The following is a 20,850-nucleotide window of genomic DNA, read 5'->3' as shown; positions in this document are numbered from 1 at the left end:
TCCCGCCATCGGCGGCATCCGGTGGAACGCCCCCTGCCGCGAACGGCAGAAGGCATCGCCACGCGGCGTACCGATCGCGCGGGCGGGGTGGGCGGGACGTAGGTCACTTGCCAGTGACGGAGTTCAGGGCGCGTTCGAGCATGGCTCTGAGCTCTGTGGCGGCGAACCCCCAGATGGCAACCACCAAGCCGGCGGTCATCACCGTGATCAGCACCCAGCCGGGCACGTCGCCGCGCTCCTTCGCGGCGGGGCGTGGGGTCAGCACCAGCGACAGGAACAGTCTGGTCAGCAACAGGGACATGGTTTCTCCTCAGTTCATCCGGCGATCAGCCGGATCCCGACGGCGCCTGGGTAGAAGGCGAAGGCGATGGTGACGGGCAGCACCAGGAACACCACGGGCACCATCATCGCGACCTCCCGGCGAGCCCCGGACTCGATCAGCTCACGCCGGCTCGCCTCCCGGATGTCGCCCGCCTGGGCCCGCAGTACGTCGGCCAGCGGGGTGCCGCGTTCGAGGGCGACCGCGAGCCCGTCGGCGAACCGGGACAGCGCGACCAGGCCCGTCCGGTCCGCGAGTCCGTCGAGCGCGCGCACCAGCGACGACCCGGCGCGGGTCTCCGCGAGGACGCGCTGCAGCTCGTCGGCCAGCTCGCCCCGGCACGAACGGGCCACCCGGTCGAGCGCCGCCGCCGGACCTTCGCCGGCCGCGACCGAGAGGGCCAGCAACTCCGCGACCGTCGGCAGCTCGGCCAGCAACCGCCGCTCGCGCTTCCGCACCTGACCGGTCAGATAGGTGTCCCGCGACAGGACGCCGAGGACGGCAAGCAGGGCGCAGAACACCAGCAGGCCGACAGGGTTGCCGGCGCCGAAGGACAGGGCGATCAGAGACACGAGCAGACCGCCTCCGAACCCGGCCGTCCCCCACAGCACCTGCTCGATCCGGAACTCCTCCACACTGCGGTCGATGCCCGCCCGAGCCAACCGGCGCCGGATCGACGCCGCTCCACCGAGGATCCGCTCGAGCCGGACCGCTCCCGCCCGCAACGAAGGACCGAACATCCGCAGCATCGCGTGGAACGGTGAGCCCGAGTCGGTGACGCCGAGAAACACGTCGGCGCCGGCCAGGTCCCGCAGGTACGGGCCGATCCGGTCGTCGACCGTCGGCTTGCGCAGGAACGGCAACCGCCGAACCACCAGCAGCAGACCGGCCCCGAACACCGCACCGAGCAGGCCGCCCAGAACCGTCGGGCTCATCGCGGCACCCACCCTGGTCCGCGGCAGGACACGGCCCGCCCGATCACCACGACCGCCCGGCTCATCGCACCACCTGCTCGTTCCTCAGTCGGCCGCGCGTTCCCACGCACCGTGTCGGTCGGCCTCACCGCAGGACTCGTTCCGGCTCGGGGAGGCGGCCGATGCGGAGCATGACGCGGTAGGCGAGCACGCAGACGGCGGCGCCGATACCGATGACCAGTGCGCCGACCGGCGAGTTGTAGCGCTGGATCACGTCACCCTGGAAAGACAGCAGACCAAGCACCAGCCAGGGTGCGGCGACAGCGACGCGAGCGCCGTTGACCGACCAGGACTGGCGGGACTCCAGCTCCGACCTGGTGCGGGCGTCGTCGCGCAGGAAGCTGGACAGAGACCGGAGCAGCCGGCCGAGATCGCCGCCGCCGACCTCGCGGGCGATGCGCAACGCCTCCACCACCCGGTCACCGACCGGGTCCGCCAGCCGCGCCTTCAGCCGGTCGAGCGACTCGGCGAACCGCCCGGTCGACGCGTAGTCGGCACCGAACCGCCGGAACGGTTCGCGCAGCGGCAACGGTCCACGCTCGCCCACCTGCGCCAGCGCCTCGGACAGCGACAACCCGGCCCGGACCGCGGAGGCGATGTTGTCCACCACGTCCGGCCACAACTCCCGGAACTCGGCCAGCCGCTTGCGCGCGCGACTCTTCAGCACCGCCACCGGTACGCCGCCGGCCATCAGCCCGAAGACCACGCCGACCGGCAGGGCCGCCGACACCAGGAACATCAGCACGAACGCCACGAACCCCGTGATCAGGCAGGCCCCGATGAACGCGCCCGGCGTCACCCCCTCGACGCCCGCGCGAGCGAGCAGGTCCCGGCTGCGGGCGACCAGCCGCCCGTCGGTCTTCGCCTTCTCCTCCCGCGGCGCGACGAACGTCCAGACGAGCAGCAGCACGCCGATCCCGAAGAACAGCCCGAGCAGCAGTCCCATCAGTTCACGCCCCGCGGCAACTCGGTGAGCAAACCGGACGGGGAGTAGCCGGCCTGCTGGAAGCGCTCCGGGTGCGGCAGTTGCCCCTCGGCTCGCCGCAGCACGCCGCCGAACGTGCCGAACAGCGTCTCGGTCTCGATCGTCTGCTCCTCGATCCGCCCGCTGACGGCAACGATCTCCCGGACCCGCCGCTGCCCGTCGTGCGCGATGCCGAGGTGCACCACCAGGTCGACACAGCCCGCCACCGTCGGCAGCACGAACCGGGAGCCGATGTTCTCCCCCGCCAGCAGCGGGAGCGTGCACATCTTGGTCAGCGCCTCGCGGGCCGAGTTCGCGTGGATCGTGCACATGCCGGGCAATCCGCTGTTCAACGCGAGCAGCAGGTCGAGGCACTCCTCGCCGCGGACCTCGCCGACGATCACCCGCGACGGCCGCATCCGCAGCGACTCCTTGACCAGGTCGCGCAGCCGCACCTCGCCGGTGCCCTCCAGCCCGGCCTGCCGGGTCTGCATCGACACCCAGTCGGGGATCGGCAGCTTGATCTCGAAGACCTCCTCGCAGCTGATCACCCGCTCACTGCCGGGGATCGAGCCGGCCAGCGCGTTCAGCATCGTGGTCTTGCCCGCCTGCGTCCCGCCGGAGACGAGGATGTTGAGGCCGACGGCAACGGCCGCGTCCAGCACCGCGGCGGCATGCGGGGTCAGCGAGCCGAGCGCGACCAGGTCGGCCAGTCGCGTGGCCCGGACGGTGAACTTGCGGATGTTGATCGCGGCGTACCGCTGGGTGATGCCGCCGAGCACGATGTGCACCCGGCTCCCGTCCGGCAGCCGGGCGTCGGTGAACGGCTGGGAGACGTCGATCCGCCGCCCGGTCGTCTTCAGCATCCGCTCGACCAGGTCCGCGACCTCTTCCTCGGTCAGCACGGTGGTGGTCAGCTCGTGCCGGCCCTCCCGGGCGATGAAGACCCGGGACGGCTCGTTGATCCAGATCTCCTCGACCGCCGGGTCGTCCAGGTAGCGCTGCAGCGGCCCGAAGCCGGCCACCCGGTCGTGCACCTCGCGGCTGACCGCCTCGACGTCGCCGATCGGCGGCACGATCCCGGTCAGGCTGCGCTCGTCGTACTCGCGCACCACGGTGGCGACGATCGCGTTCACCGCGGCCGGGTCGCGCAGCGGGTCGATGCCCTCGCGGCGGACGAGGTCGCGCACCTGCGCGTCGATCAGCTCGACGGCGCCACCGAACCCGTTGCGGCGTGCGGCGACTCTGTCGGCTGTCATCGGCTCCCCGTGTCCGTCGGTGTTCCGGAAAGGCGACCACTTCGTCACCCTGAGCGACCATCTTCCCAAGCCCGAGGGGTCGGGCGCCAACCCGTTCCGCCCGGCCTGTGGACAACTTCCGGCAGGCAGAGGCCGCCTGACCGTAACCACGCGGTCACTGTGAGGTCCACCCCCGTTGCAGCTTCCTGCAGAAACCAGTACGCCGTACGGCGTCCGCCGACCTCGGCCGGATCGGGTGTAACACCCCCGGTGGACCGCAGCGTCGTACAGGGTGAGGCCACGACGGAAGGCAGTGATGAGACCGACGACGGACGATTTCGAGGAGTTCGCCAGAGCGCGGACCCCTCATCTGTACCGAACGGCGTGGCTGCTCACGGGCGACAGGCACCACGCCGAGGACCTGGTCCAGGAGACGCTGGCGAAGATGTTTCGCGCCTGGCGAGGCGTCCGGCGGATCGACAACCCGCCGGCGTACGCGCAGACGGTGCTGGCGCGCACGTTCATCTCGCAACGCCGCCGGCGCAGCTGGACCGAGCAGCCGACGTCGACACTGCCGGAACGGGCCGAACGCCCCGGCGACGTCGAGCTGCGGGTGTCGTTGCAGAACGCGTTGGCCGAGCTGGCGCCCCTCGATCGTGCGGTGCTGGTGCTGCGGTTCTTCGAAGATCGCAGCGTCGAACAGGTCGCGCTCGATCTCGGCAAGAACGCCGGTGCGATCAGAACCAGGACGTCCCGGGCCCTCGACCGGCTCCGGACCGTTCTCGGCGACGACGCCGTCCACCTGATCGCACTCTGACCCGACGTCCCAGGAGAAAACCCCGATGAGCAACCTGAACGACTCGCTGCCCGACTTGATGCGGCGGGCCACCGAGAACCTCGAACCCGAGTCCCCCGACCTGGTCGAGCGGGGAATGCGCCGCGGCGCGGCGCTGCGCCGACGCCGGACCGCCCTGCTGAGCTTGACCGGCGCGACGGCGGCCGTGGCCACCGCCGGCGTCATCATCGGCGGGACCCAGCTGTTCGCCGGCAACGAGCCATCGCAGCCGCCTGTCGCCGGCCCCGGGACGCCGTCGGCCAAGCCGTCGGCCAAGCCGTCTGCCAAGCCTCCGGCCGCCAAGCCGTCTGTCGCCACGCCCGCGCACACGCTGGGAATTCTGACGAAGCTGCTGCCGGGCAACCTGAAGCTGTCGGCTCCGAAAAGCTGGAACGACAACGGATGGCACTACGCGGAGGTCGTCGTCGACGACGGCAAGGGCGCGTCGCTGATCCGCGCCCAGCTGGCCACCACCACGCCACCCGAGAGCTGCGCAGGCCTGCCCAGCAACTGCACGGTCCGTCCGGACGGCTCGATCATCTACTCCACCACGAACGAGTCGATCTCCCCCCTCCTCGCGCCGAGCAACCCCGGCGGTGTGCAGAACACCGTGGTGAACATCTCCTCTGCCGACGGTCGACGAATCAGCCTCTACAGCCTCAACGCGCCGCAGCCGACTGCCGCCCGCACCAGCCGGCCCGAGCCGCTCTTCACGGTCGAGGACCTGACCCCCATCGCGTCCAGTGATCAGTGGGCCTTCCCGCCCGAGCAGGTCGGCACTTCCGAGCCGGACCCCAAGAACCCGGGCACCGGCAAGCCCACCATTGCGTTGACAGCGACTCTGCAAACCTTGAAGAACGTCCTGCCCAAGGGTCTGCAGCTCACCCGCCCCGAGACCTCGGGTGGCGGCACGGAGGGACACAACGCCGCGTCGTACCTCGTCAACGACGGCAAGGGCGTGTCGCAGGTCGCGGTGTCGCTGCGCTACGAGAGGCCGGTGACCAAGTGCTCGGACGAGGGTGGTGCACGGCACTGCGAGGTCCGCGCCGACGGCGCGGTGGTGCGCTGGTCGACGAACGAGCCGTCCTACTCGGACGAGCGTCAGGCCGCCATGGGCGTTCTCGCCAACCGGATCGAGATCCACTACCCGGACGGCCGGTCGATCGACATGGTCAACTACAACGGGCCGGAGGAGAAGGAAGCGCGCACCCGCGCGAAGCCGGTGTTCAGCAAGGACCAGCTGCTGACGATGGCCGGTGACCCGGCGTGGAAGTTCCCGGGAACCGGTACGAACTGAGGCTTGCCCTCGTCCGCCGCAGACCCTCCGAGGGGTGGGTCAGCGGTGGACGAGGGTGTGTTCGAAGGCGTACCGGGAGGCGCGAAACAGGTGTGAGCCGTACTCCACCGCGCGCCCGTGATCGTCGTAGGTGATGCGCGTGGTCGCCAGCAAGGGACAGCCCGGCTCCTCGGAAAGGAGCCGGGCTTGTTCCACGGTCGCGGGCTGTGCCGAGATGGTCTGGTGCGCCACCTTCAGGCGGACGCCCTCCGCCCGCAGCAGTTCGTACAGGCCGCGCTCGGCCAGGGTGCTCGGGTCGGTGTCGAGCATCTCCGGAGGCAACCAGTTGCGCATCAGCGCGAGCGGTTCGCCATCCGCCCGGCGGAGGCGCTCCAGGCGCAGTACGCGATCTCCTGCCTCACACTGGAGAGCTGCGGCGACGTCAGCGCTCGCCGGTGCGACACCGAAGCGCAGTACTTCCGTCTCCGGCTTGCGGCGCGCTGCGGAGAGATCGTCGTACAGGCTGGTGAGCTCCAGCGAGCGGCGGACCTGGCCGGAGTTGCCGACAACCTGCGTACCGACGCCGCGCTTGCGTACGAGCAGGCCCTGGTCGACCAGGCGGGCGATGGCCTGCCGCACCGTCGGACGGCTGAGCCCGTACGCCTCGGCGAGATCCACCTCGTTGCTGAGCCGGGAACCGACCGGGAGGTCACCGCCTTGGATCGCTGCCTCCAGCTGCTGGGCGAGCTGGACGTGAAGCGGGGTACGGCTGGTGCGATCGACGCTGACCTGGACGGTGCTCATGGGCACATCTTGGGCTGTCCAGGGCCTACCGTCGAGTCGCGGCGCAGATTTGATCAGATGTCTTCCTTTGTCGGAACGGGTTTCACCGCACTTCGCCCAGCCTGACCGGACGGTGCTGCTCGTGCGATGTCATCGCGGCCAAGGCGATGCGCAGCGCCCGGCGCGCGTCCTCGCCGGTGACCGGCGGTTCGGCGTTGCCGCGCACCACTTCGGCGAAGTCGAAGAGCTCCTGCACGTAGGCGTCGCGGAACATTTCCTCGTCGCTGCGCAGGGTTCGCTGGTGCGATCCGGTCGCGTCGTAGTGCACGGCCGCAGTGCTGGGCAGCCGCCCGGCGACCACCATGCCCTTGCTGCCGAAGACCTCGCCGCGCACGTCGTACCCGTAGAGCGCGGAGAAGTTCGCCTCGGCGGTCGCGATCGCCCCGTTGTCGAAGGTGATCATCACGACGGCGGTGTCGAGCAGCCCGTCGGCCTTGTACTCGGGCGCGATCAGCGCGTCGGCCCTGGTGTAGACCTCGACCGGCTCGGCGCCGGGATTGAGCCAGAGCAGGGTGTCGAAGTCGTGGATCAGGGTTTCGCGGAAGATCGTCCACGGCCGGACTCCCGCTGCGTTCGACAGACCCGCCGGCCACCCCGGGTCCCGGGTGATCGAACGCATCAGCTGCGGTGTACCGATCCCGCCGGCCTCGACGGTCGCCCGCGCGGCCCGGAAGTCGGCGGCGAACCGTCGGTTGAAGCCGACCTGGAACGGCACCCCGGCCGCTGCGGTCGCCGCGATGGCCCGATCGATCTGCTCCAGCGTGAGCGAGGCCGGCTTCTCGCACCAGACCGCCTTGCCCGCCCCAGCCGCCTTGACCACCAACTCCTGGTGCGCGGCCGCGATCGAGGCGATCACCACGGCGTCGATCTCGGGGTCCGCGAGCAACTCGTCGACCTCGCTGGGTCGCGCGCCGTACTGGCCGGCCAGCTCCTCGGCAGCCTCACGCCGCGGATCCGCCACCGCCACCAGCTCGGCCCCTGCCACGTGCCGCGCGAGGTTGCGCGCGTGCAGCGCCCCGATCCGCCCGGCCCCGACCAGGCCCATCCTGACCACTGCCAACCCGTGATCGCTCCGCATCCGCCCTCCGGTCCCCTCGGTTGTCCTTGGTCCAGCTCAGCTCATCATGGTGGTTCGAGCGTGGAAGGAGCGAGCGATGACGAAGGTGTGGTTCGAGCCACAGGACGTGCGGCTGGAAGATCTGCTCGAGGTGCTGAAGGCGGAGACGGATCCGGCGGACTACCCGCTGGCTGCTCGGGTGGAGCGCCAGGTCCTGGTGTACGACGCTGAGCGGATCCGCGGCGCGGAGAGTCGGGCCGTGCAGACCGAGTTCATCCGGGCGCTCGGGGACGGGCCGGGCCTCGTGGTGCTGAAGGGTGCCTTCGGCAAGGACGTGGTGGATGCCGCGACGGCCGAGTTCGAGGCGATGATCGAGCAGCAGCACCGGGCCGGCACGGCGGCCGGCGACCACTTCGCCACACCAGGGGCGAACGACCGGGTCTGGAACGCGCTGGAGAAGCTCGCGCTGCGCGCCCCGGAGGTCTTCGTCCGGTACTACGCCAACGACCTGCTCGCCCTGGTCGCCCGGGCCTGGCTCGGACCGGCGTACCAGGTGACCTCGCAGGTGAACGTCGTGAATCCAGGAGGTGAAGGTCAGACGGTACATCGCGACTACCACCTCGGATTCCAGTCCGACGTAACCGCCGCGCTCTACCCTGCCCACGTGCACAGGTTGTCGAGCGTGCTGACGCTGCAGGGTGCGGTTGCTCACTGTGACATGCCGGTGGAGTCCGGACCGACGCTCTACCTGCCGCACTCGCACAAGTACGAACTGGGCTACCTCGCCTGGCGCCGGCCCGAGTTCGGCGACCACTTCGTTGCCAACCACGTCCAGCTGCCGCTGGAGAAGGGAGACGCGGTGTTCTTCAACCCGGCGCTCTTCCACGCTGCCGGTGCCAACCGTTCCGCCGGAATCCACCGGATGGCGAACCTGCTGCAGATCTCCTCGGCGTTCGGGCGCGCGATGGAGAGCGTCGACCGGGTCCGGATGGCGGTCACGCTCTACCCCGTGCTGCGTGCCCTCGGGCAGGATGACGCCTTCGATCTGGACACCGTCATCGCCGCCGCCGCCGAGGGTTACGCTTTTCCGACGAACCTGGACCGGGACCAGCCCATCGGCGGTCTCGCACCCCGGACCCAGGCGGAACTGCTCCGCCAGGCCCTCGACGAGGACTGGCCGACCGACCGCCTACGACAAGCCCTCGACGAGCACGCCGTACGCCGCCGTACGGACGACATCTGAAGGAGAAGGCATGGAACCGCTTCGTTTCGGCATCCTCGGCGCCGCCCGGATCGCCGGCCGGGCGATCGCCGAGCCGGCCCGGCTGACCGGCGCCCGGCTGGTCGCGGTCGCGGCCCGGGACACCGACCGCGCCGAAGCCTTCGCCGCCGAGCACGGGGTCGAGCGCGTGCACGCGTCGTACGACGACGTGCTCGCCGACCCCGAGGTGGAAGCGATCTACAACCCGCTCGCCAACGGCCTGCACGGCCCGTGGAACCTGCGTGCCATTGCCGCGGGCAAGCATGTGCTCACCGAGAAGCCGTCGGCGAGCAACGCGGCCGAGGCGGCCACGGTGCGCGACGCCGCGCGCGAGGCCGGCGTCGTGGTGATGGAGGGCTTCCACTACCTCTTCCATCCGGTGATGAAGCGGCTGCAGGAGTTGCTGGCCAAGGGTGAGCTCGGGGAGCTGCGGCACGTCGAGGCGACCATGGTCATGCCTCCCCCGCCGGACCAGGACCCGCGCTGGTCGCTCGCACTGGCGGGCGGTGCGGTGATGGACGTCGGTTGCTACGCGCTGCACGCCCAGAGGATGCTCGCGCCGTGGGGCGGCGGTCAGCCGAAGCTGGTCAACGCGCGCGCCGGCGAGCGCAAGCGGCTGCCAGGTGTCGACGAGTGGCTGAACGCGGACCTGGAGTTCCCGAACGGCGCGACCGGCGCGGTCCGGACCAGCATGGCCGCCGAACAGCTCGACTTCAGCCTCAAGGTGGTCGGCGCCCGAGGTGAGGCGTTCGCGCCGAGCTTCGTGCTGCCGCACCAGGACGACCGGGTGATCGTCACCACCAAGGAGGACCACTGGGTGGAGCACCTCGGGCGCAAGTCGTCGTACACGTACCAGCTGGAGGCGTTCGCCGCGCACCTGCGGGAGGGCACCCCGCTGCCGATCGACGCGGACGACGCGGTCGCCACGATGGAGCTGATCGACGCCTGCTACCGCGACGCCGGTCTCCAGCCCCGCCCGATCACCGAGCTCTGACGTCAACCGGTACGCCGCTCGCGGGGTCGCCTCCGCCCAGGCGATACGCCGCCTGCCGGCCGCGCCGGCCCGAGCCGGTACGACGTGCGCCGGCCGCCACGCTCCTCGAGGTTGCGTGGTGGCCGACGTCGCACGGGGTGACCCTGACGGCTACTTCCGCGCCTGCTTGGTCGGCGGGATGACCGCGCTGTCGGCCGGGCTGGCCTTCGGCTGTTTGGGTTGCTTGGGCTTGCGGACTTCGCGTCCACCCTTGTTCTTCGACATGGCGCACTCCGGGGCTGGATCTGGCACTACGGACGACTCGGCTGAGCCTGGTTCGCCGCGGTACTCCTCTTGCCCCGGGGGTCACCCTCGACGCTACACCTCTGACGGTGATCAGTCGTGGGTTGGGAAGCCCAGGTTCAGGCCACCGTGGCTCGGGTCCAGCCAGCGTGAGGTGATCACCTTGCCGCGGGTGAAGAAGTGCACGCCCTCGGTCCCGTGCGCGTGCGTGTCGCCGAACAGCGAGTTCTTCCAGCCGCCGAACGAGTAGTACGCCATCGGCACCGGGATCGGGACGTTGACGCCGACCATGCCCACCTCGACCTCGGTCTGGTACCGCCGGGCCGCGCCGCCGTCGTTGGTGAAGATCGCCGTGCCGTTGCCGTACGGGTTCGCGTTCACCAGGTCCAGCGCCGCGTCGTACGACGGCACCCGAACCACCGACAGCACCGGGCCGAAGATCTCGTCGGTGTAGATCGACATGTCCGGCGTGACCTTGTCGAACAGCGTCGGCCCGAGCCAGAAGCCGTCGTCGCCGCCGTCGAACGGGCCCTCGCGGCCGTCCACCGCCAGCTCGGCGCCGGCCTCGACCCCGGCCTCGACGTACCCGACGACCTTGTCCCGGTGCGGCCCGGTGACCAGCGGGCCCATGTCGCAGCCGCGGGTCCCGTCGCCGGTGCGCAGCGTCGCCATCCGCTGCTTGATCTTGGCGATCAGGTCGTCGGCGACCGGCTCGACCGCGACCAGCGCCGAGATCGCCATGCAGCGCTCCCCGGCCGACCCGAAACCGGCATTCACCGCGGCGTCGGCGGCCAGGTCGAGATCGGCGTCCGGCAGCACGACCATGTGGTTCTTGGCCCCACCGAGCGCCTGGACCCGCTTGCCGTTCGCGGTGCCCTTCTCGTACACGTAGCGCGCGATCGGGGTCGATCCGACGAACGAGACGGCCTTGATGTCCGGGTGCTCGAGCAGCCGGTCGACGGCCTCCTTGTCACCGTGCACCACGTTCATCACGCCGTCCGGGAGGCCGGCCTCCTTCCACAGCGCCGCCACCGCGTTCACCGCGGACGGGTCTTTCTCGGACGGCTTGATCACGACGCTGTTGCCGCAGGCGACCGCGATCGGCACGAACCACAGCGGCACCATCGCCGGGAAGTTGAACGGCGAGATCACCGCGACCGCCCCGAGCGGCTGGCGGATCGAGTACACGTCGACGTTGGTCGACACGTTCTCGCTGAAGCCGCCCTTCAGCAGGTGCGGGATGCCGCAGGCGAACTCGACCACCTCCAGCCCACGGGTCACCTCGCCGAGCGCGTCCGACAGCACCTTGCCGTGCTCGGCGGTGATCAGCGCCGCGATCTCCTCCTTGCGCGCGTTCAGCAGCTCACGGAACGCGAACAGCACCTGCGCCCGCTTGGTGAGCGACGTCCGGCCCCACGCCCTGGACGCGTCGTGGGCGACCTTGACCACCTCGTCGACGGTCGCGGCCGAGGCCAGGTCCAGCTCGCCGGTCACCTCGCCGGTGGCGGGGTTGTAGACCTTGCTGGTGCGCTCCGAGACGCCCGTCCAGGGCGTCCCGCCGATCAGATGGGTGATTCGCTCAGTGCTCACAGCTGCATCCCTCGTGTCGTCGGTCCTGCGGTGATGTCCTTGCTCCTGCCGGGCACGGCGTGACCGGATCTCATCCGAGCACCTCGCTCCTGCGTGCCATCTCGACCTCCACCGGGCGGCCCTCCTGCAACGACTGCACCCCGGCGGTGCAGACCGCGGCCGCGGCGTAGCCGTCCCAGGCGGTCGGGCCGTCGATCTCTCCCCGCGCCGTGGCGTCCACCCAGCGCTGCACCTCGATGTCGTACGCCGTACCGAACCGGGCGCGGTAGTCGTCGGGCACCGCCCCACCCCAGTGTCCGGCCCGTCTGGTCAGCACGTCGACCCCGAGGCCGATGGTCGCGCTGCCCTTCTCGGCCACCGCCTCGCAGCGGACCTCGTAGCCGACCTGGAAGTTCACGAACACCTCGACGTCCGCGATCGCGCCGCTCGCCATCTCGAACACCGCGAGCTGGGGATCGAGCACCCCGTCGGCGACCAGACCGGTCGGCTTCGGGGCGCGCACGGTGATCCGGGCGATCTCGTCGTCGAACAACCAGCGCGCGACGTCCACCTCGTGCACGAGCGAGTCGCGCACGATCATCTCGCTCCGGAACGACTCAGGGACCGTCTTGTTGCGGTGCACGTTGTGCAGCAGCAGGGTCCGGCCGAGCTCTCCAGAGTCGAGCAACTGCTTCAGCGCCGCGTACTCCGGGTCGAACCGGCGCATGAACCCGACCTGGATCAGCTGCCGCCCCAGCTTGTGCTCCGCCTCGACCACGCGCAGCGAGGACTCGGTGTCCATGGTCAACGGCTTCTCACAGAGCACCGGCTTCCCGTGCTCCAGGCAGGCCATCAACTGCTCGGCGTGCGCAAATCCGGGCGACGCGATGATCACGGCATCGACTTCGGCGTTCCCGATCAGCGCGAGCGGATCCTCGATCACGCGGATCGCGTCCCCGTCTCCAGTCCCCGCCGCGGGAGCAGACGAGCTGCCGAGGGACTCGGCCAGCGTGGTCGCCCGGGGCAGGTCCGGGTCGGAGACGGCGACCAGGCGTGCCCCGGAGATCCGTCGCACCACCCGCTCGGCGTGGTCGGCGCCCATCACCCCGACACCGATGATCCCGATCCTCAGGTCCCGCATCTCCACCTTCTCTCTGACGACTGCTCGCCCCGGCGACTTCCCCACCGCTCCGGCGGGTCCTCCCGCCCGAACCGGCGACTTCCGCCACCGGCCTGCGGTTGCTCCGACACGGCGGTTGCTTCTTGCCGCCGGCGCCAGGGACGTACCCGGCGTCAGCGACTTCTGCCGCCGAGGTCGGCAGCCTTCTCGGCCGAGCCCCGGCCGAAGAGGTGCGTGGCCGGCCTCAGGACCAGCCGGCCACGTCCCGGCGTACTGATCAGTGCGGTTTCGTGGTTTCCTCCGGGCCGACCACCAGTTCGGGGTCGAAGCCGCGGAGCTCGTGGCTCAGCGCCTCCAGCTCCGACCCGCCGGCCATCTCGGTGGTCAGCTGCTCCAACGTGATGTCGGACCGGTGCGTGTCCAGCGCGACCCGCCCGAGCTTGAGGATCACGAAGTGGTTGCCGACCAGGTACGCGTGGTGCGGGTTGTGGGTGATGAAGACGACCCCGATGCCCGCGTCCCTGGCCTTGACGATGTACTTCAGCACCACGCCGGACTGGTTCACGCCCAGCGCCGCGGTCGGCTCGTCCAGGATCAGCACCTTGGCCCCGAAGTGGATCGCCCGGGCGATCGCGACACACTGCCGCTGACCGCCGGACAGCTTGCCGACCGGCTGCTCCAGGTTGGGGATGGAGATCCCCATCTTGGTCAGCTCCTCCTGCGCGATCCGCTTCATCCGCGCCGCGTCGAGCACCCCGAACGGGCCCTTGGTCAGCTCGTTGCCGAGGAAGAAGTTGCGCCAGACCGACATCAGCGGCGCCAGCGCCAGGTCCTGGTAGACGGTTGCGATGCCGCTGTCCAGCGACTCGCGCGGCGAGGAGAAGTGCCGCTGCTCGCCGTTCACCGACATCGTGCCCGAGGTGTAGTCGTGCAGGCCGGCGATGATCTTGATCAGCGTCGACTTGCCCGCGCCGTTGTCGCCCAGCACGCAGGTGATCTCGCCCTGCCGCACCGACAGCGACACCCCGCGGAGGGCGTGGATGTTGCCGTAGCTCTTGCCCACGTTCTCCAGGTGCACAACCGGTGTGGTCGGGCTCCCGGTCGCCTCGCTGGCGAAGCTCTCCGTCGTGCTCATCGGGCATCCGCCTTGTTCTTGACGACCAGGTTGACGATCGTGGCCAGCAGCAACATCGCGCCGAGGAACGCCTTGAACCAGTCCGGGTTCCAGCCGGCGTACACGACGCCGAGCTGCACCATGCCGAAGATCAGCGCGCCGACCGCGCCGCCGACCACCGAGCCGTAGCCCCCGGTCAACAGGCAGCCGCCGACCACCGCGGCAATGATGTACAGGAACTCCTTGCCGACGCCCTCACCGGACTGCACGACACCGTTCTGCACGAACAGCAGCTGCATCCCGGTGAACCAGGCGAAGAACCCGACCGTCATGAACAGCCCGATCTTCACCTTCTTCACCGGTACGCCGACCGCTCGCGCCGACGCGGCGTCGCCACCGACCGCGAAGATCCAGTTGCCGATCTTGGTCCGCAGCAGCATCCAGGCGGCGATCGCGACGAACACGGTCCACCAGACCACGATGATCTTGATCGTCAGGCCGCCGAGCTTGAACTCGGAGGCGAACAGCGCCTTGGCCGAGGTGAACCCGTCCATGTCGCTGATCGAGTTGGACGCGACGGCGCCCGACGTCAGCCGGGTCACCGCGACGTTCAGCCCCTGCAGGATGAAGAACGTGCCGAGCGTGACCAGGAAGCTCGGCAGCCCGGTCCGCATCAGCAGCCAGCCGTTGAACAGACCGATCGCCAGGGCGAGCACGAGCGCGACCGCCATCCCGACCCAGACGTTGACGCTGAACTGGTAGGCGAAGATGCCGGCGGTCAGGCCACCGGTCGTCACCGCCACCCCGGCCGACAGGTCGAACTCGCCGCCGATCATCAGCAGCGAGACCGGAACGGCCATCACCCCGATCAGCGAGGCCTGGTAGAGGATCGTCCCGGCGTTGTTGAGGTCGCGGAACGGCTCCGCGGTGACCAGGAAGAACACCAGGATCACCGCGGCGCCGACCAGCGACCCGATCTCCGGGCGGCTGAGCAGCCGGGCGCCGATCGAACGCGCCGAGACGCGGTCGTCGGCGTCGGCGGGGGCCGCGATCGTCGATGCCATCGCCGCGACCTCAGCGGGTCCCGGCCGCGGCGAACTTCTCGACGGCCTCGATGTTGGACTTCTCGACGAACGACGGGCCGGTCAGCGTGGCCTCGCCACCACCGATCGAGTTGCCGTTGGTCTTGCTCAGCCAGATCGCGTCGATCGCCAGGTACCCCTGCAGGTAGGGCTGCTGGTCGACGGCGAACTGCACGGTGCCGTCCTTGACCGCCTTCGCCATCTCCTTGCTCATGTCGAAGCTGCCGATCTTGGCCGAGGACCCGGCGTCCTTGGCCGCCTGGACCGCGGTCAGCGTGACACCGGCGTTCAGGCCCACCAGGTAGTCGACCGACTTGTCCTGCTGCAGCTTCGAGGTGATCGTCGCCTGCGTGCCCGGCTGGTCGGCACCGTCGACGTTCAGGTTCTCGACGACGCCGAACTTGTTCTTGATGCCCTGGCAGCGCGCCTCGAGGCTGACGTTGCCCTGCTCGTGCACGATGCAGAGAACCTTCTTCGCGCCGAGCTGCTTGAGCTTGTCACCGGTCGCCTCGCCGGCGATCCGCTCGTCCTGGCCGAAGTACCCGATCGCGCCGGACTGCTTCCAGGTGTCCAGGCCGCCGTTCAGCACGGTCACCGGGATTCCCGCCGCGATCGCCTTCTTCACGTTCGGCATCATCGCGTCGGGCTTGTTCAGCGTCACCGCGATGCCGTCGACCTTGGAGTCGATCGCGGTCTGCACCAGGTTGGCCTGGGCGGCGCCGTCGGGGTCCGAGGAGTACTGCAGCTCGATGTTGTCCTTCTGCGCCGCCGCCTCCGCACCGCGCCGGACGATGTCCCAGAACGTGTCACCCGCCTTGGAGTGGGTGATCAGCGCGACCTTGATCCGCGGCGTGGTCGCCACGTTGCCCGAGCCGGCGTCCGCCTTCTGCTCCTCCTGCTTGCCGCCGGAGTCGCTGCAGGCTCCTGCCGCGAGCACCAGCGCCAGTGCCGCACTGGTGACTACGGCCTTTCTATGCCACCGAACCATGACCACAACCAGCCTTTCCGAAGTTCCCGCGGGTACGCCGCGGCGTTGCTACTGACCAGAGAGTGCATACTCTCCTGACCGTCAGACGGATACACCACCCCCGTGGCTGTGCAGGTACGCCAGGGTGCGTCGCGCGATCGGCAGCGGCACCTCAGGCGGACAGGGGAACATGTCCTGCTCGACGATCGCGAACAGGTCGGCATCGAGGCCGGACAGCGCTTCGAGCACCGGCGGCAGCTCGGGTACGCCGCCCGGCGGCTCGCACATCACACCGCGCTTGACCGCCTCGTCGAAGCCCAGACCTTCGGCCTGGACTTCCGCCAGGACGACCGGGTCGACCTGTTTGAGGTGGACGTAGCCGATCCGGTCCGGGTAGTCCCGGATCAGCTGCAGGTTGTCACCGCCGCAGTAGCTGATGTGCCCGGTGTCCAGGCACAAGTTCACCTGGGCGGCGTCGGTCTCGGCCAGGAACCGCTCGACGGTGTCCTGGGTGTCGACGTGCCCGTCGGCGTGCGGGTGGAACTGCGTCCGCAGCCCGTACTCGTCGGCGATCCGCCGGCCCAGCTCGGTCACCTGGCGGCCGTGCCACGCCTGGCCCTCGTGATCCAGCCGCGGCTCGACAATCTCGCCCCCGTCGCCCCGCCACATCGACGGCATGACGACCAGGTGCTTCGCGCCCATCGCCGCCGCCAGCTCGGCGACCGGGGACACCTCGCGCCAGGTCGACTCCCACGAGTCGGGTCGGTGCAGCTGCTCGAACGTCGTACCGGCGGTGACCTCCAGGCCGCGCTGGTCCAGCTGGTCCTTCAGCCGGGCAGGATCGGAGGGCAGGTAGCCGTACGGGCCGAGCTCGATCTTGGTGTAGCCGGCCTCGGCGACCTCGTCGAGAAACCGGGTCCACGGCGTCTGCCGCGGATCGTCGGCGTACCAGATGCCCCAGGAGTCCGGCGCGCTGCCGATCGTAACCTTGCCCATGTCAACGATCCGCTCGGGGATCGACGGGCGCGTAGTACGGCTGCTGCCGCTTCTTGGCCTCCTCGTACGCCGCGGAGGCGGCGCGGGTGGAGTCGAGCTCGGAGACCTGGCTCACCGGCACGTCCCACCACGAGTCGCTGTCCGGCCCGCCGATCAGGGGGTCGGTGGTGACGTGGATCGCGATCGGACCGGTGGCCGCCTTGGCCGTGTGGATCGCCTTCTCCAGCTCGTCGCGGTCCGACACCTCGATCACCTCGACGCCGAAGCTGCGCACGTTCGCCGCCAGATCGACCGGCAGGTGATCGCCGTCGAGCCGCCCGTCCGCACCGCGCCGGCGGTACGCCGTGCCGAACCGTTGGGAGCCCAGGGACTCCGACAGGGCGCCGATCGACGCGAAGCCGTGGTTCTGCACCAGGACGACGATGATCTTCAGGTTCTCCTGGACGGCGGTGACCAGCTCGCTGGACATCATCAGGTAGGACCCGTCGCCGACCAGGACGAAGACGTCGCGGTCCGGGGCGCCGAGCCGCACACCCAGCCCGCCGGCGATCTCGTAACCCATGCAGGAGAAGCCATACTCGACGTGGTATCCCTTCGGGTCGCGGGTCCGCCACAGTTTGTGCAGGTCGCCCGGCATCGAACCGGCCGCACAGACAACGACATCAGACGGCGCCGACAATTCGTTCACGGCACCGAGGACCTGGCCCTGGGTGAGCAGTCCCGCGGCCAGTTTCCCGGTCACCTCGGCCGGCGGGTTGTAGGTGTTGTCCACAACCTGGTCCCACTGCCGGGCCAGCTCGGTGGCCGAGTCCGTGTACTTTCTCTGCACAGACCAGCCATCGAGCGCGGAAGCCAACGAAACAAGGGCTTCCCGGGCATCGGCAACGAGAGGAAGACCCGCATGCTTGCCACCGTCGAAGCGCGCCACGTTGATGTTGACGAACCGCACGTCAGGGTTCTGGAAGGCCGTCCGGGACGCGGTCGTGAAGTCGCTGTAGCGGGTGCCGACGCCGATCACCAGGTCGGCCTCGCGGGCCAACGCGTTCGCCGCCGTCGTCCCGGTCGAGCCGACGGCACCCACCGACTGCGGGTGGTCGTAGCTCAGCGAGCCCTTGCCTGCCTGGGTTTCCGCGACCGGGATGCCGGTGGCCTCGGCGAAGGAGCGCAACGCGTCCTGGGCCTGCGAGTAGGCGACACCGCCACCGGCGACGATCAACGGACGCTGCGCTGCCCGGACCAGCTCCGCCGCCTTCTCCAACATCGATGCCTCCGGCAACGGCCGGGCGACGTACCAGGTACGCTCTGCGAACAATTCGTCCGGCCAGTCGTACGCCTCGGCCTGAACGTCCTGCGGCAGCGCGATCGTCACCGCGCCGGTCTCCACCGGGTCGGTGAGCACCCGCATCGCGTTGAGCAGGGCAGCGGGAAGCTGTTCCGGCCGCCAGACCCGGTCGAAGTACTTCGACACCGGGCGGAAGGCGTCGTTCACCGAGACGTCGCCGGCCGAGAAGTTCTCCAGCTCCTGCAGGACCGGACTCGCCACCCGGGTCGCGAACACGTCGGACGGCAGGATCAGCACCGGCAGCCGGTTCACGGTCGCCAGCGCCGCCCCGGTGACCATGTTGGTCGAGCCGGGCCCGATGCTCGCCGTGCAGGCGTAGGTCTGCAGCCGGTCACGCATCCGGGCGAAGGCGACGGCGCTGTGCACCATCGCCTGCTCGTTGCGGGCCAGGATGTACGGCAGCGCGGCGGGATCCTCCAGCTCGGCCTGCAGCAGGGCCTGCCCCAGACCGGCCACGTTGCCGTGCCCGAAGATGCCGAAGCACCCGGCGAACAGCTTCTGCCGTTGCCCGTCGCGCTCCGAGTACTGGACGCTCAGGAATCGCACCAGCGCCTGGGCGACCGTGAGACGTACCGTCATCGCTGTCCTCCGAAAAGTAGCTGCGGGTCCATCGTGGAAGGGTGCATACCGGCCGGACGTCCGGCCCAGGCCTGGTCACTGCGTGCCGAACGGGAGGCGCGGATCGAGCTGCTGGCTGTCCCACAGCTTGCGGACCCAGCCGTGCTGCGGGTCGTCGCTGATCAGCCACTCCCGCTCGCTGCCAGGACCGGCCATCACGTTCAGGTAGTACATGTCGTAGCCGGGCGGCGCCATCGCCGGGCCGTGCCAGCCGTGCGGGACCAGCACCAGGTCGCCGTTGCGGACCTCGGCGAGCACGTCGATCGGCCGGTCGTCGGTGCCGTAGACCCGCTGGTAGCCGATCGGGTCGTTGCCCTCGACATCTTCCGGCGCCTCGGCCGACAGCTGCATCTCGAAGTAGTAGATCTCCTCGAGCACGCTCTCCTCACCCGGCTTGTGCTCGTCGTGCTTGTGCGGCGGGTACGACGACCAGTTGCCGGCCGGGGTGAGCACCTCGCACGCGATGATCGAGTCGGCCTCGAGCACCGCCGGCGTGCCGAAGTTGCGGACCTGCCGGGAGGAGACGCCGGCACCGCGAAGCTCGGTCTCCACCTGCTCGGTCCCGAGCCGGCGGAACGGGTAGTCACCGGCGGCCTTGGCGTGCGGGAAGGCGATCCGGGCGCCGTCTGCGCTGACAACCGCGACTCTGGTCCCGCGCGGCACGTAGGCGAGATCGGTCGGACCGGCGAACACGTCCGCGCGGCCGGCGAGCGGTACCGTCTCGCCGTCGACCACCACTTCGGCCGAGCCACTGAGCGGCAGCACCAGGTACTCGCAGTCCTCGGTGTCGAACTCGACCGACTGACCGGGCTGCAGAGTGCGGATCGTCAGCCCGGTGTGGTGCCAGTCCTGCTCCCCGGGCCGGACCACGAGGTCGTACCCGTCGCGCGCCGTGGAACCGGCCGGCCTGAACCACTCGGTCATGCGGCACCTCCATGTACCAGCGTGGCGGCTTGCTGGACTGCGGCGGCCACGTCGCCGTCGGGCGGGAAGAGCAGCGCGCGGCCCACGACCAGACCGCGGACCGACGGCAGACTGAGCGCCTTGCCCCAGGATGCATACGTTTCCTCCGGCGCGACAGTCGGATCGCCACCGAGCAGCAAGGTCGGCAACGTGGTGGCCTCCATCACCCGCTCCAATTCGTCGACGACCGGCAGCTTGAGCCAGGTGTACGCACTCGTCGCGCCGAGTCCGGCGGCGATGTGCACGGACCGGATCACCGAATCGGGGTCGAGCAGGTTGCTCACCCGGCCGTCGGTGCGCACGGACCAGAAGGGCTCGACCATGGCCATCAGCCGACGCTCGGCCAACTCGGTGACGGCCTGCGCGCTGCTCTCCAGCGTCGCGGCGGTGCCCGGGTCGTCGAGGCAGATCCGGGTGAGCATCTTGCCGCCGTCCAGCCGCCGCGCAGCGATGTCGTCCGCCGACCGGTACGCCGTGAACCTGTCGTCCAACTCGAAGGAGGCACCTTGCAGACCACCGCGGTTCATCGACCCGATGACCAGCTTGCCCTCCAGCGCTCCCAGCAGCAGGAGATCCTCGAGGACGTCAGGCGTGGCCAGGACGCCGTCAACGCCGGGCTGCTGCAGCGCCGTGCAGAGCCGCTCGATCAGCCCCGGCCGGCTCGCCATCGCCATCCGGTCGTCTCGCACCCCCAGCGCGCCGCGTGCCGGGTGGTCCGCCGCAACGATGAGGAGTCGCCCGTCGTCGCCCACCAGTTCACGGCGACGCCGCTGCTGCCACGCCTCGGCCACCCGCTCCGGATGCCGCACGCGCAGCTCAGTCAGATCCACGCGCTGCCCTGTACCCCCCTCCCTGACCCGTGCTGCACGGTCACCCGGACCCACGCTTCCCGGGCTGCTCGCCGTCTGCGGGGAGGTCGCGGGAGCCGCACGTGCCGCCGTGTTCGGCCCGCTCTCCTGCACCGAGCCAGCCGCCGGGGTGGAGCCGCCTGCCGATGCCGGACCAGCCGGGCTTGGGCCGGTTACGTGCGCCGCAC

General features: G+C 69.9%; 19 protein-coding genes. 4 read left to right on the top strand and 15 right to left on the bottom strand.

Annotation, left to right across the window (positions count from 1 at the left end; translation table 11 throughout):
* Nucleotides 1–103: 103 nt before the first annotated feature.
* The 4 genes from KFLA_RS08420 to KFLA_RS08405 form a co-directional block, all read right to left on the bottom strand.
* Nucleotides 104–301 (bottom strand): hypothetical protein, encoded by a 198-nt coding sequence (locus tag KFLA_RS08420; RefSeq protein WP_012919357.1) that lies wholly within the window; start codon nucleotides 299–301, stop codon nucleotides 104–106.
* A gap of 14 nt (nucleotides 302–315) precedes the next feature.
* Nucleotides 316–1,254, bottom strand: coding sequence for a type II secretion system F family protein (locus KFLA_RS08415; RefSeq protein WP_012919356.1), 939 nt, complete (start codon nucleotides 1,252–1,254; stop codon nucleotides 316–318).
* Nucleotides 1,255–1,378: 124 nt separating this feature from the next.
* The gene (locus KFLA_RS08410) at nucleotides 1,379–2,239 is read right to left on the bottom strand and encodes a type II secretion system F family protein (protein ID WP_012919355.1); all 861 of its coding nucleotides are present in this window, start codon (nucleotides 2,237–2,239) and stop codon (nucleotides 1,379–1,381) included.
* Entirely contained in the window at nucleotides 2,239–3,516 is a 1,278-nt protein-coding gene (locus tag KFLA_RS08405; protein ID WP_012919354.1) for a TadA family conjugal transfer-associated ATPase, read from the bottom strand. Before KFLA_RS08405 ends, KFLA_RS08410 begins: the two co-directional genes overlap by 1 nt.
* Before the next feature lie 295 nt (nucleotides 3,517–3,811).
* On the opposite strand from KFLA_RS08405, the gene KFLA_RS08400 reads away from it, so the two are divergent.
* Nucleotides 3,812–4,312: a SigE family RNA polymerase sigma factor gene (locus tag KFLA_RS08400; RefSeq protein WP_012919353.1), complete on the top strand. Its 501-nt coding sequence runs from the start codon at nucleotides 3,812–3,814 to the stop codon at nucleotides 4,310–4,312.
* A 25-nt stretch (nucleotides 4,313–4,337) separates the two neighbouring features.
* The gene (locus KFLA_RS08395) at nucleotides 4,338–5,627 is read left to right on the top strand and encodes a hypothetical protein (protein WP_012919352.1); all 1,290 of its coding nucleotides are present in this window, start codon (nucleotides 4,338–4,340) and stop codon (nucleotides 5,625–5,627) included.
* 39 nt (nucleotides 5,628–5,666) lie between these two features.
* Here the strand turns inward: KFLA_RS08395 and KFLA_RS08390 are convergent, their stop codons facing one another.
* Both KFLA_RS08390 and KFLA_RS08385 read right to left on the bottom strand, forming a co-directional pair.
* Entirely contained in the window at nucleotides 5,667–6,410 is a 744-nt protein-coding gene (locus KFLA_RS08390; RefSeq protein WP_012919351.1) for a GntR family transcriptional regulator, read from the bottom strand.
* Between the two features lie 82 nt (nucleotides 6,411–6,492).
* Nucleotides 6,493–7,527, bottom strand: a complete 1,035-nt coding sequence (locus KFLA_RS08385; RefSeq protein ID WP_012919350.1) for a Gfo/Idh/MocA family oxidoreductase — start codon at nucleotides 7,525–7,527, stop codon at nucleotides 6,493–6,495.
* Between the two features lie 76 nt (nucleotides 7,528–7,603).
* Here KFLA_RS08385 and KFLA_RS08380 point away from each other — a divergent pair, with 76 nt between their 5' ends.
* Both KFLA_RS08380 and KFLA_RS08375 read left to right on the top strand, forming a co-directional pair.
* Nucleotides 7,604–8,749, top strand: a complete 1,146-nt coding sequence (locus KFLA_RS08380; RefSeq protein ID WP_012919349.1) for a phytanoyl-CoA dioxygenase family protein — start codon at nucleotides 7,604–7,606, stop codon at nucleotides 8,747–8,749.
* 10 nt (nucleotides 8,750–8,759) lie between these two features.
* Complete coding sequence (locus KFLA_RS08375) at nucleotides 8,760–9,761, top strand: Gfo/Idh/MocA family protein (protein WP_012919348.1); 1,002 nt, start codon at nucleotides 8,760–8,762, stop codon at nucleotides 9,759–9,761.
* A gap of 375 nt (nucleotides 9,762–10,136) precedes the next feature.
* On the opposite strand, the gene KFLA_RS08370 is transcribed toward KFLA_RS08375, so the two are convergent.
* From KFLA_RS08370 to KFLA_RS08330, 9 genes are all read right to left on the bottom strand, one after another.
* Nucleotides 10,137–11,633 carry a CoA-acylating methylmalonate-semialdehyde dehydrogenase gene (locus KFLA_RS08370; RefSeq protein ID WP_012919346.1) on the bottom strand — a complete coding sequence of 499 codons (1,497 nt, stop codon included), beginning with the start codon at nucleotides 11,631–11,633 and terminating at the stop codon, nucleotides 10,137–10,139.
* A gap of 70 nt (nucleotides 11,634–11,703) precedes the next feature.
* Nucleotides 11,704–12,753: a Gfo/Idh/MocA family protein gene (locus tag KFLA_RS08365; RefSeq protein WP_012919345.1), complete on the bottom strand. Its 1,050-nt coding sequence runs from the start codon at nucleotides 12,751–12,753 to the stop codon at nucleotides 11,704–11,706.
* Nucleotides 12,754–13,009: 256 nt separating this feature from the next.
* On the bottom strand, nucleotides 13,010–13,867 hold the full coding sequence (locus tag KFLA_RS08360) for an ATP-binding cassette domain-containing protein (RefSeq protein ID WP_012919344.1): 858 nt from the start codon (nucleotides 13,865–13,867) through the stop codon (nucleotides 13,010–13,012).
* Nucleotides 13,864–14,910, bottom strand: a complete 1,047-nt coding sequence (locus tag KFLA_RS08355) for an ABC transporter permease (RefSeq protein ID WP_012919343.1) — start codon at nucleotides 14,908–14,910, stop codon at nucleotides 13,864–13,866. Before KFLA_RS08355 ends, KFLA_RS08360 begins: the two co-directional genes overlap by 4 nt.
* A gap of 10 nt (nucleotides 14,911–14,920) precedes the next feature.
* Nucleotides 14,921–15,916: a substrate-binding domain-containing protein gene (locus KFLA_RS08350; RefSeq protein ID WP_012919342.1), complete on the bottom strand. Its 996-nt coding sequence runs from the start codon at nucleotides 15,914–15,916 to the stop codon at nucleotides 14,921–14,923.
* A gap of 81 nt (nucleotides 15,917–15,997) precedes the next feature.
* The gene (locus tag KFLA_RS08345) at nucleotides 15,998–16,891 is read right to left on the bottom strand and encodes a TIM barrel protein (RefSeq protein WP_012919341.1); all 894 of its coding nucleotides are present in this window, start codon (nucleotides 16,889–16,891) and stop codon (nucleotides 15,998–16,000) included.
* Nucleotide 16,892: 1 nt separating this feature from the next.
* The gene (gene iolD, locus KFLA_RS08340) at nucleotides 16,893–18,812 is read right to left on the bottom strand and encodes a 3D-(3,5/4)-trihydroxycyclohexane-1,2-dione acylhydrolase (decyclizing) (protein ID WP_012919340.1); all 1,920 of its coding nucleotides are present in this window, start codon (nucleotides 18,810–18,812) and stop codon (nucleotides 16,893–16,895) included.
* Nucleotides 18,813–18,887: 75 nt separating this feature from the next.
* Nucleotides 18,888–19,775, bottom strand: coding sequence for a 5-deoxy-glucuronate isomerase (iolB, locus tag KFLA_RS08335; protein WP_012919339.1), 888 nt, complete (start codon nucleotides 19,773–19,775; stop codon nucleotides 18,888–18,890).
* On the bottom strand, nucleotides 19,772–20,644 hold the full coding sequence (locus tag KFLA_RS08330) for a Cgl0159 family (beta/alpha)8-fold protein (RefSeq protein WP_012919338.1): 873 nt from the start codon (nucleotides 20,642–20,644) through the stop codon (nucleotides 19,772–19,774). Before KFLA_RS08330 ends, iolB begins: the two co-directional genes overlap by 4 nt.
* Nucleotides 20,645–20,850: the final 206 nt, after the last annotated feature.

The sequence above is a fragment of the Kribbella flavida DSM 17836 genome, assembly GCF_000024345.1.
GTDB classification, from domain to species: Bacteria; Actinomycetota; Actinomycetes; order Propionibacteriales; family Kribbellaceae; genus Kribbella; species Kribbella flavida.
This window is presented reverse-complemented; position numbering and strand designations above follow the sequence as displayed.

Excerpts from the sequence above, each read along its gene's own strand:
- KFLA_RS08420 (WP_012919357.1), bottom strand. The coding sequence starts at position 301 with ATGTCCCTGTTGCTGACCAGACTGTTCCTGTCGCTGGTGCTGACCCCA.
- KFLA_RS08415 (WP_012919356.1), bottom strand. The coding sequence starts at position 1,254 with ATGAGCCCGACGGTTCTGGGCGGCCTGCTCGGTGCGGTGTTCGGGGCC.
- KFLA_RS08410 (WP_012919355.1), bottom strand. The coding sequence starts at position 2,239 with ATGGGACTGCTGCTCGGGCTGTTCTTCGGGATCGGCGTGCTGCTGCTC.
- KFLA_RS08405 (WP_012919354.1), bottom strand. The coding sequence starts at position 3,516 with ATGACAGCCGACAGAGTCGCCGCACGCCGCAACGGGTTCGGTGGCGCC.
- KFLA_RS08400 (WP_012919353.1), top strand. The coding sequence starts at position 3,812 with ATGAGACCGACGACGGACGATTTCGAGGAGTTCGCCAGAGCGCGGACC.
- KFLA_RS08395 (WP_012919352.1), top strand. The coding sequence starts at position 4,338 with ATGAGCAACCTGAACGACTCGCTGCCCGACTTGATGCGGCGGGCCACC.
- KFLA_RS08390 (WP_012919351.1), bottom strand. The coding sequence starts at position 6,410 with ATGAGCACCGTCCAGGTCAGCGTCGATCGCACCAGCCGTACCCCGCTT.
- KFLA_RS08385 (WP_012919350.1), bottom strand. The coding sequence starts at position 7,527 with ATGCGGAGCGATCACGGGTTGGCAGTGGTCAGGATGGGCCTGGTCGGG.
- KFLA_RS08380 (WP_012919349.1), top strand. The coding sequence starts at position 7,604 with ATGACGAAGGTGTGGTTCGAGCCACAGGACGTGCGGCTGGAAGATCTG.
- KFLA_RS08375 (WP_012919348.1), top strand. The coding sequence starts at position 8,760 with ATGGAACCGCTTCGTTTCGGCATCCTCGGCGCCGCCCGGATCGCCGGC.
- KFLA_RS08365 (WP_012919345.1), bottom strand. The coding sequence starts at position 12,753 with ATGCGGGACCTGAGGATCGGGATCATCGGTGTCGGGGTGATGGGCGCC.
- KFLA_RS08360 (WP_012919344.1), bottom strand. The coding sequence starts at position 13,867 with ATGAGCACGACGGAGAGCTTCGCCAGCGAGGCGACCGGGAGCCCGACC.
- KFLA_RS08355 (WP_012919343.1), bottom strand. The coding sequence starts at position 14,910 with ATGGCATCGACGATCGCGGCCCCCGCCGACGCCGACGACCGCGTCTCG.
- KFLA_RS08350 (WP_012919342.1), bottom strand. The coding sequence starts at position 15,916 with ATGGTTCGGTGGCATAGAAAGGCCGTAGTCACCAGTGCGGCACTGGCG.
- KFLA_RS08345 (WP_012919341.1), bottom strand. The coding sequence starts at position 16,891 with ATGGGCAAGGTTACGATCGGCAGCGCGCCGGACTCCTGGGGCATCTGG.
- iolD (WP_012919340.1), bottom strand. The coding sequence starts at position 18,812 with ATGACGGTACGTCTCACGGTCGCCCAGGCGCTGGTGCGATTCCTGAGC.
- iolB (WP_012919339.1), bottom strand. The coding sequence starts at position 19,775 with ATGACCGAGTGGTTCAGGCCGGCCGGTTCCACGGCGCGCGACGGGTAC.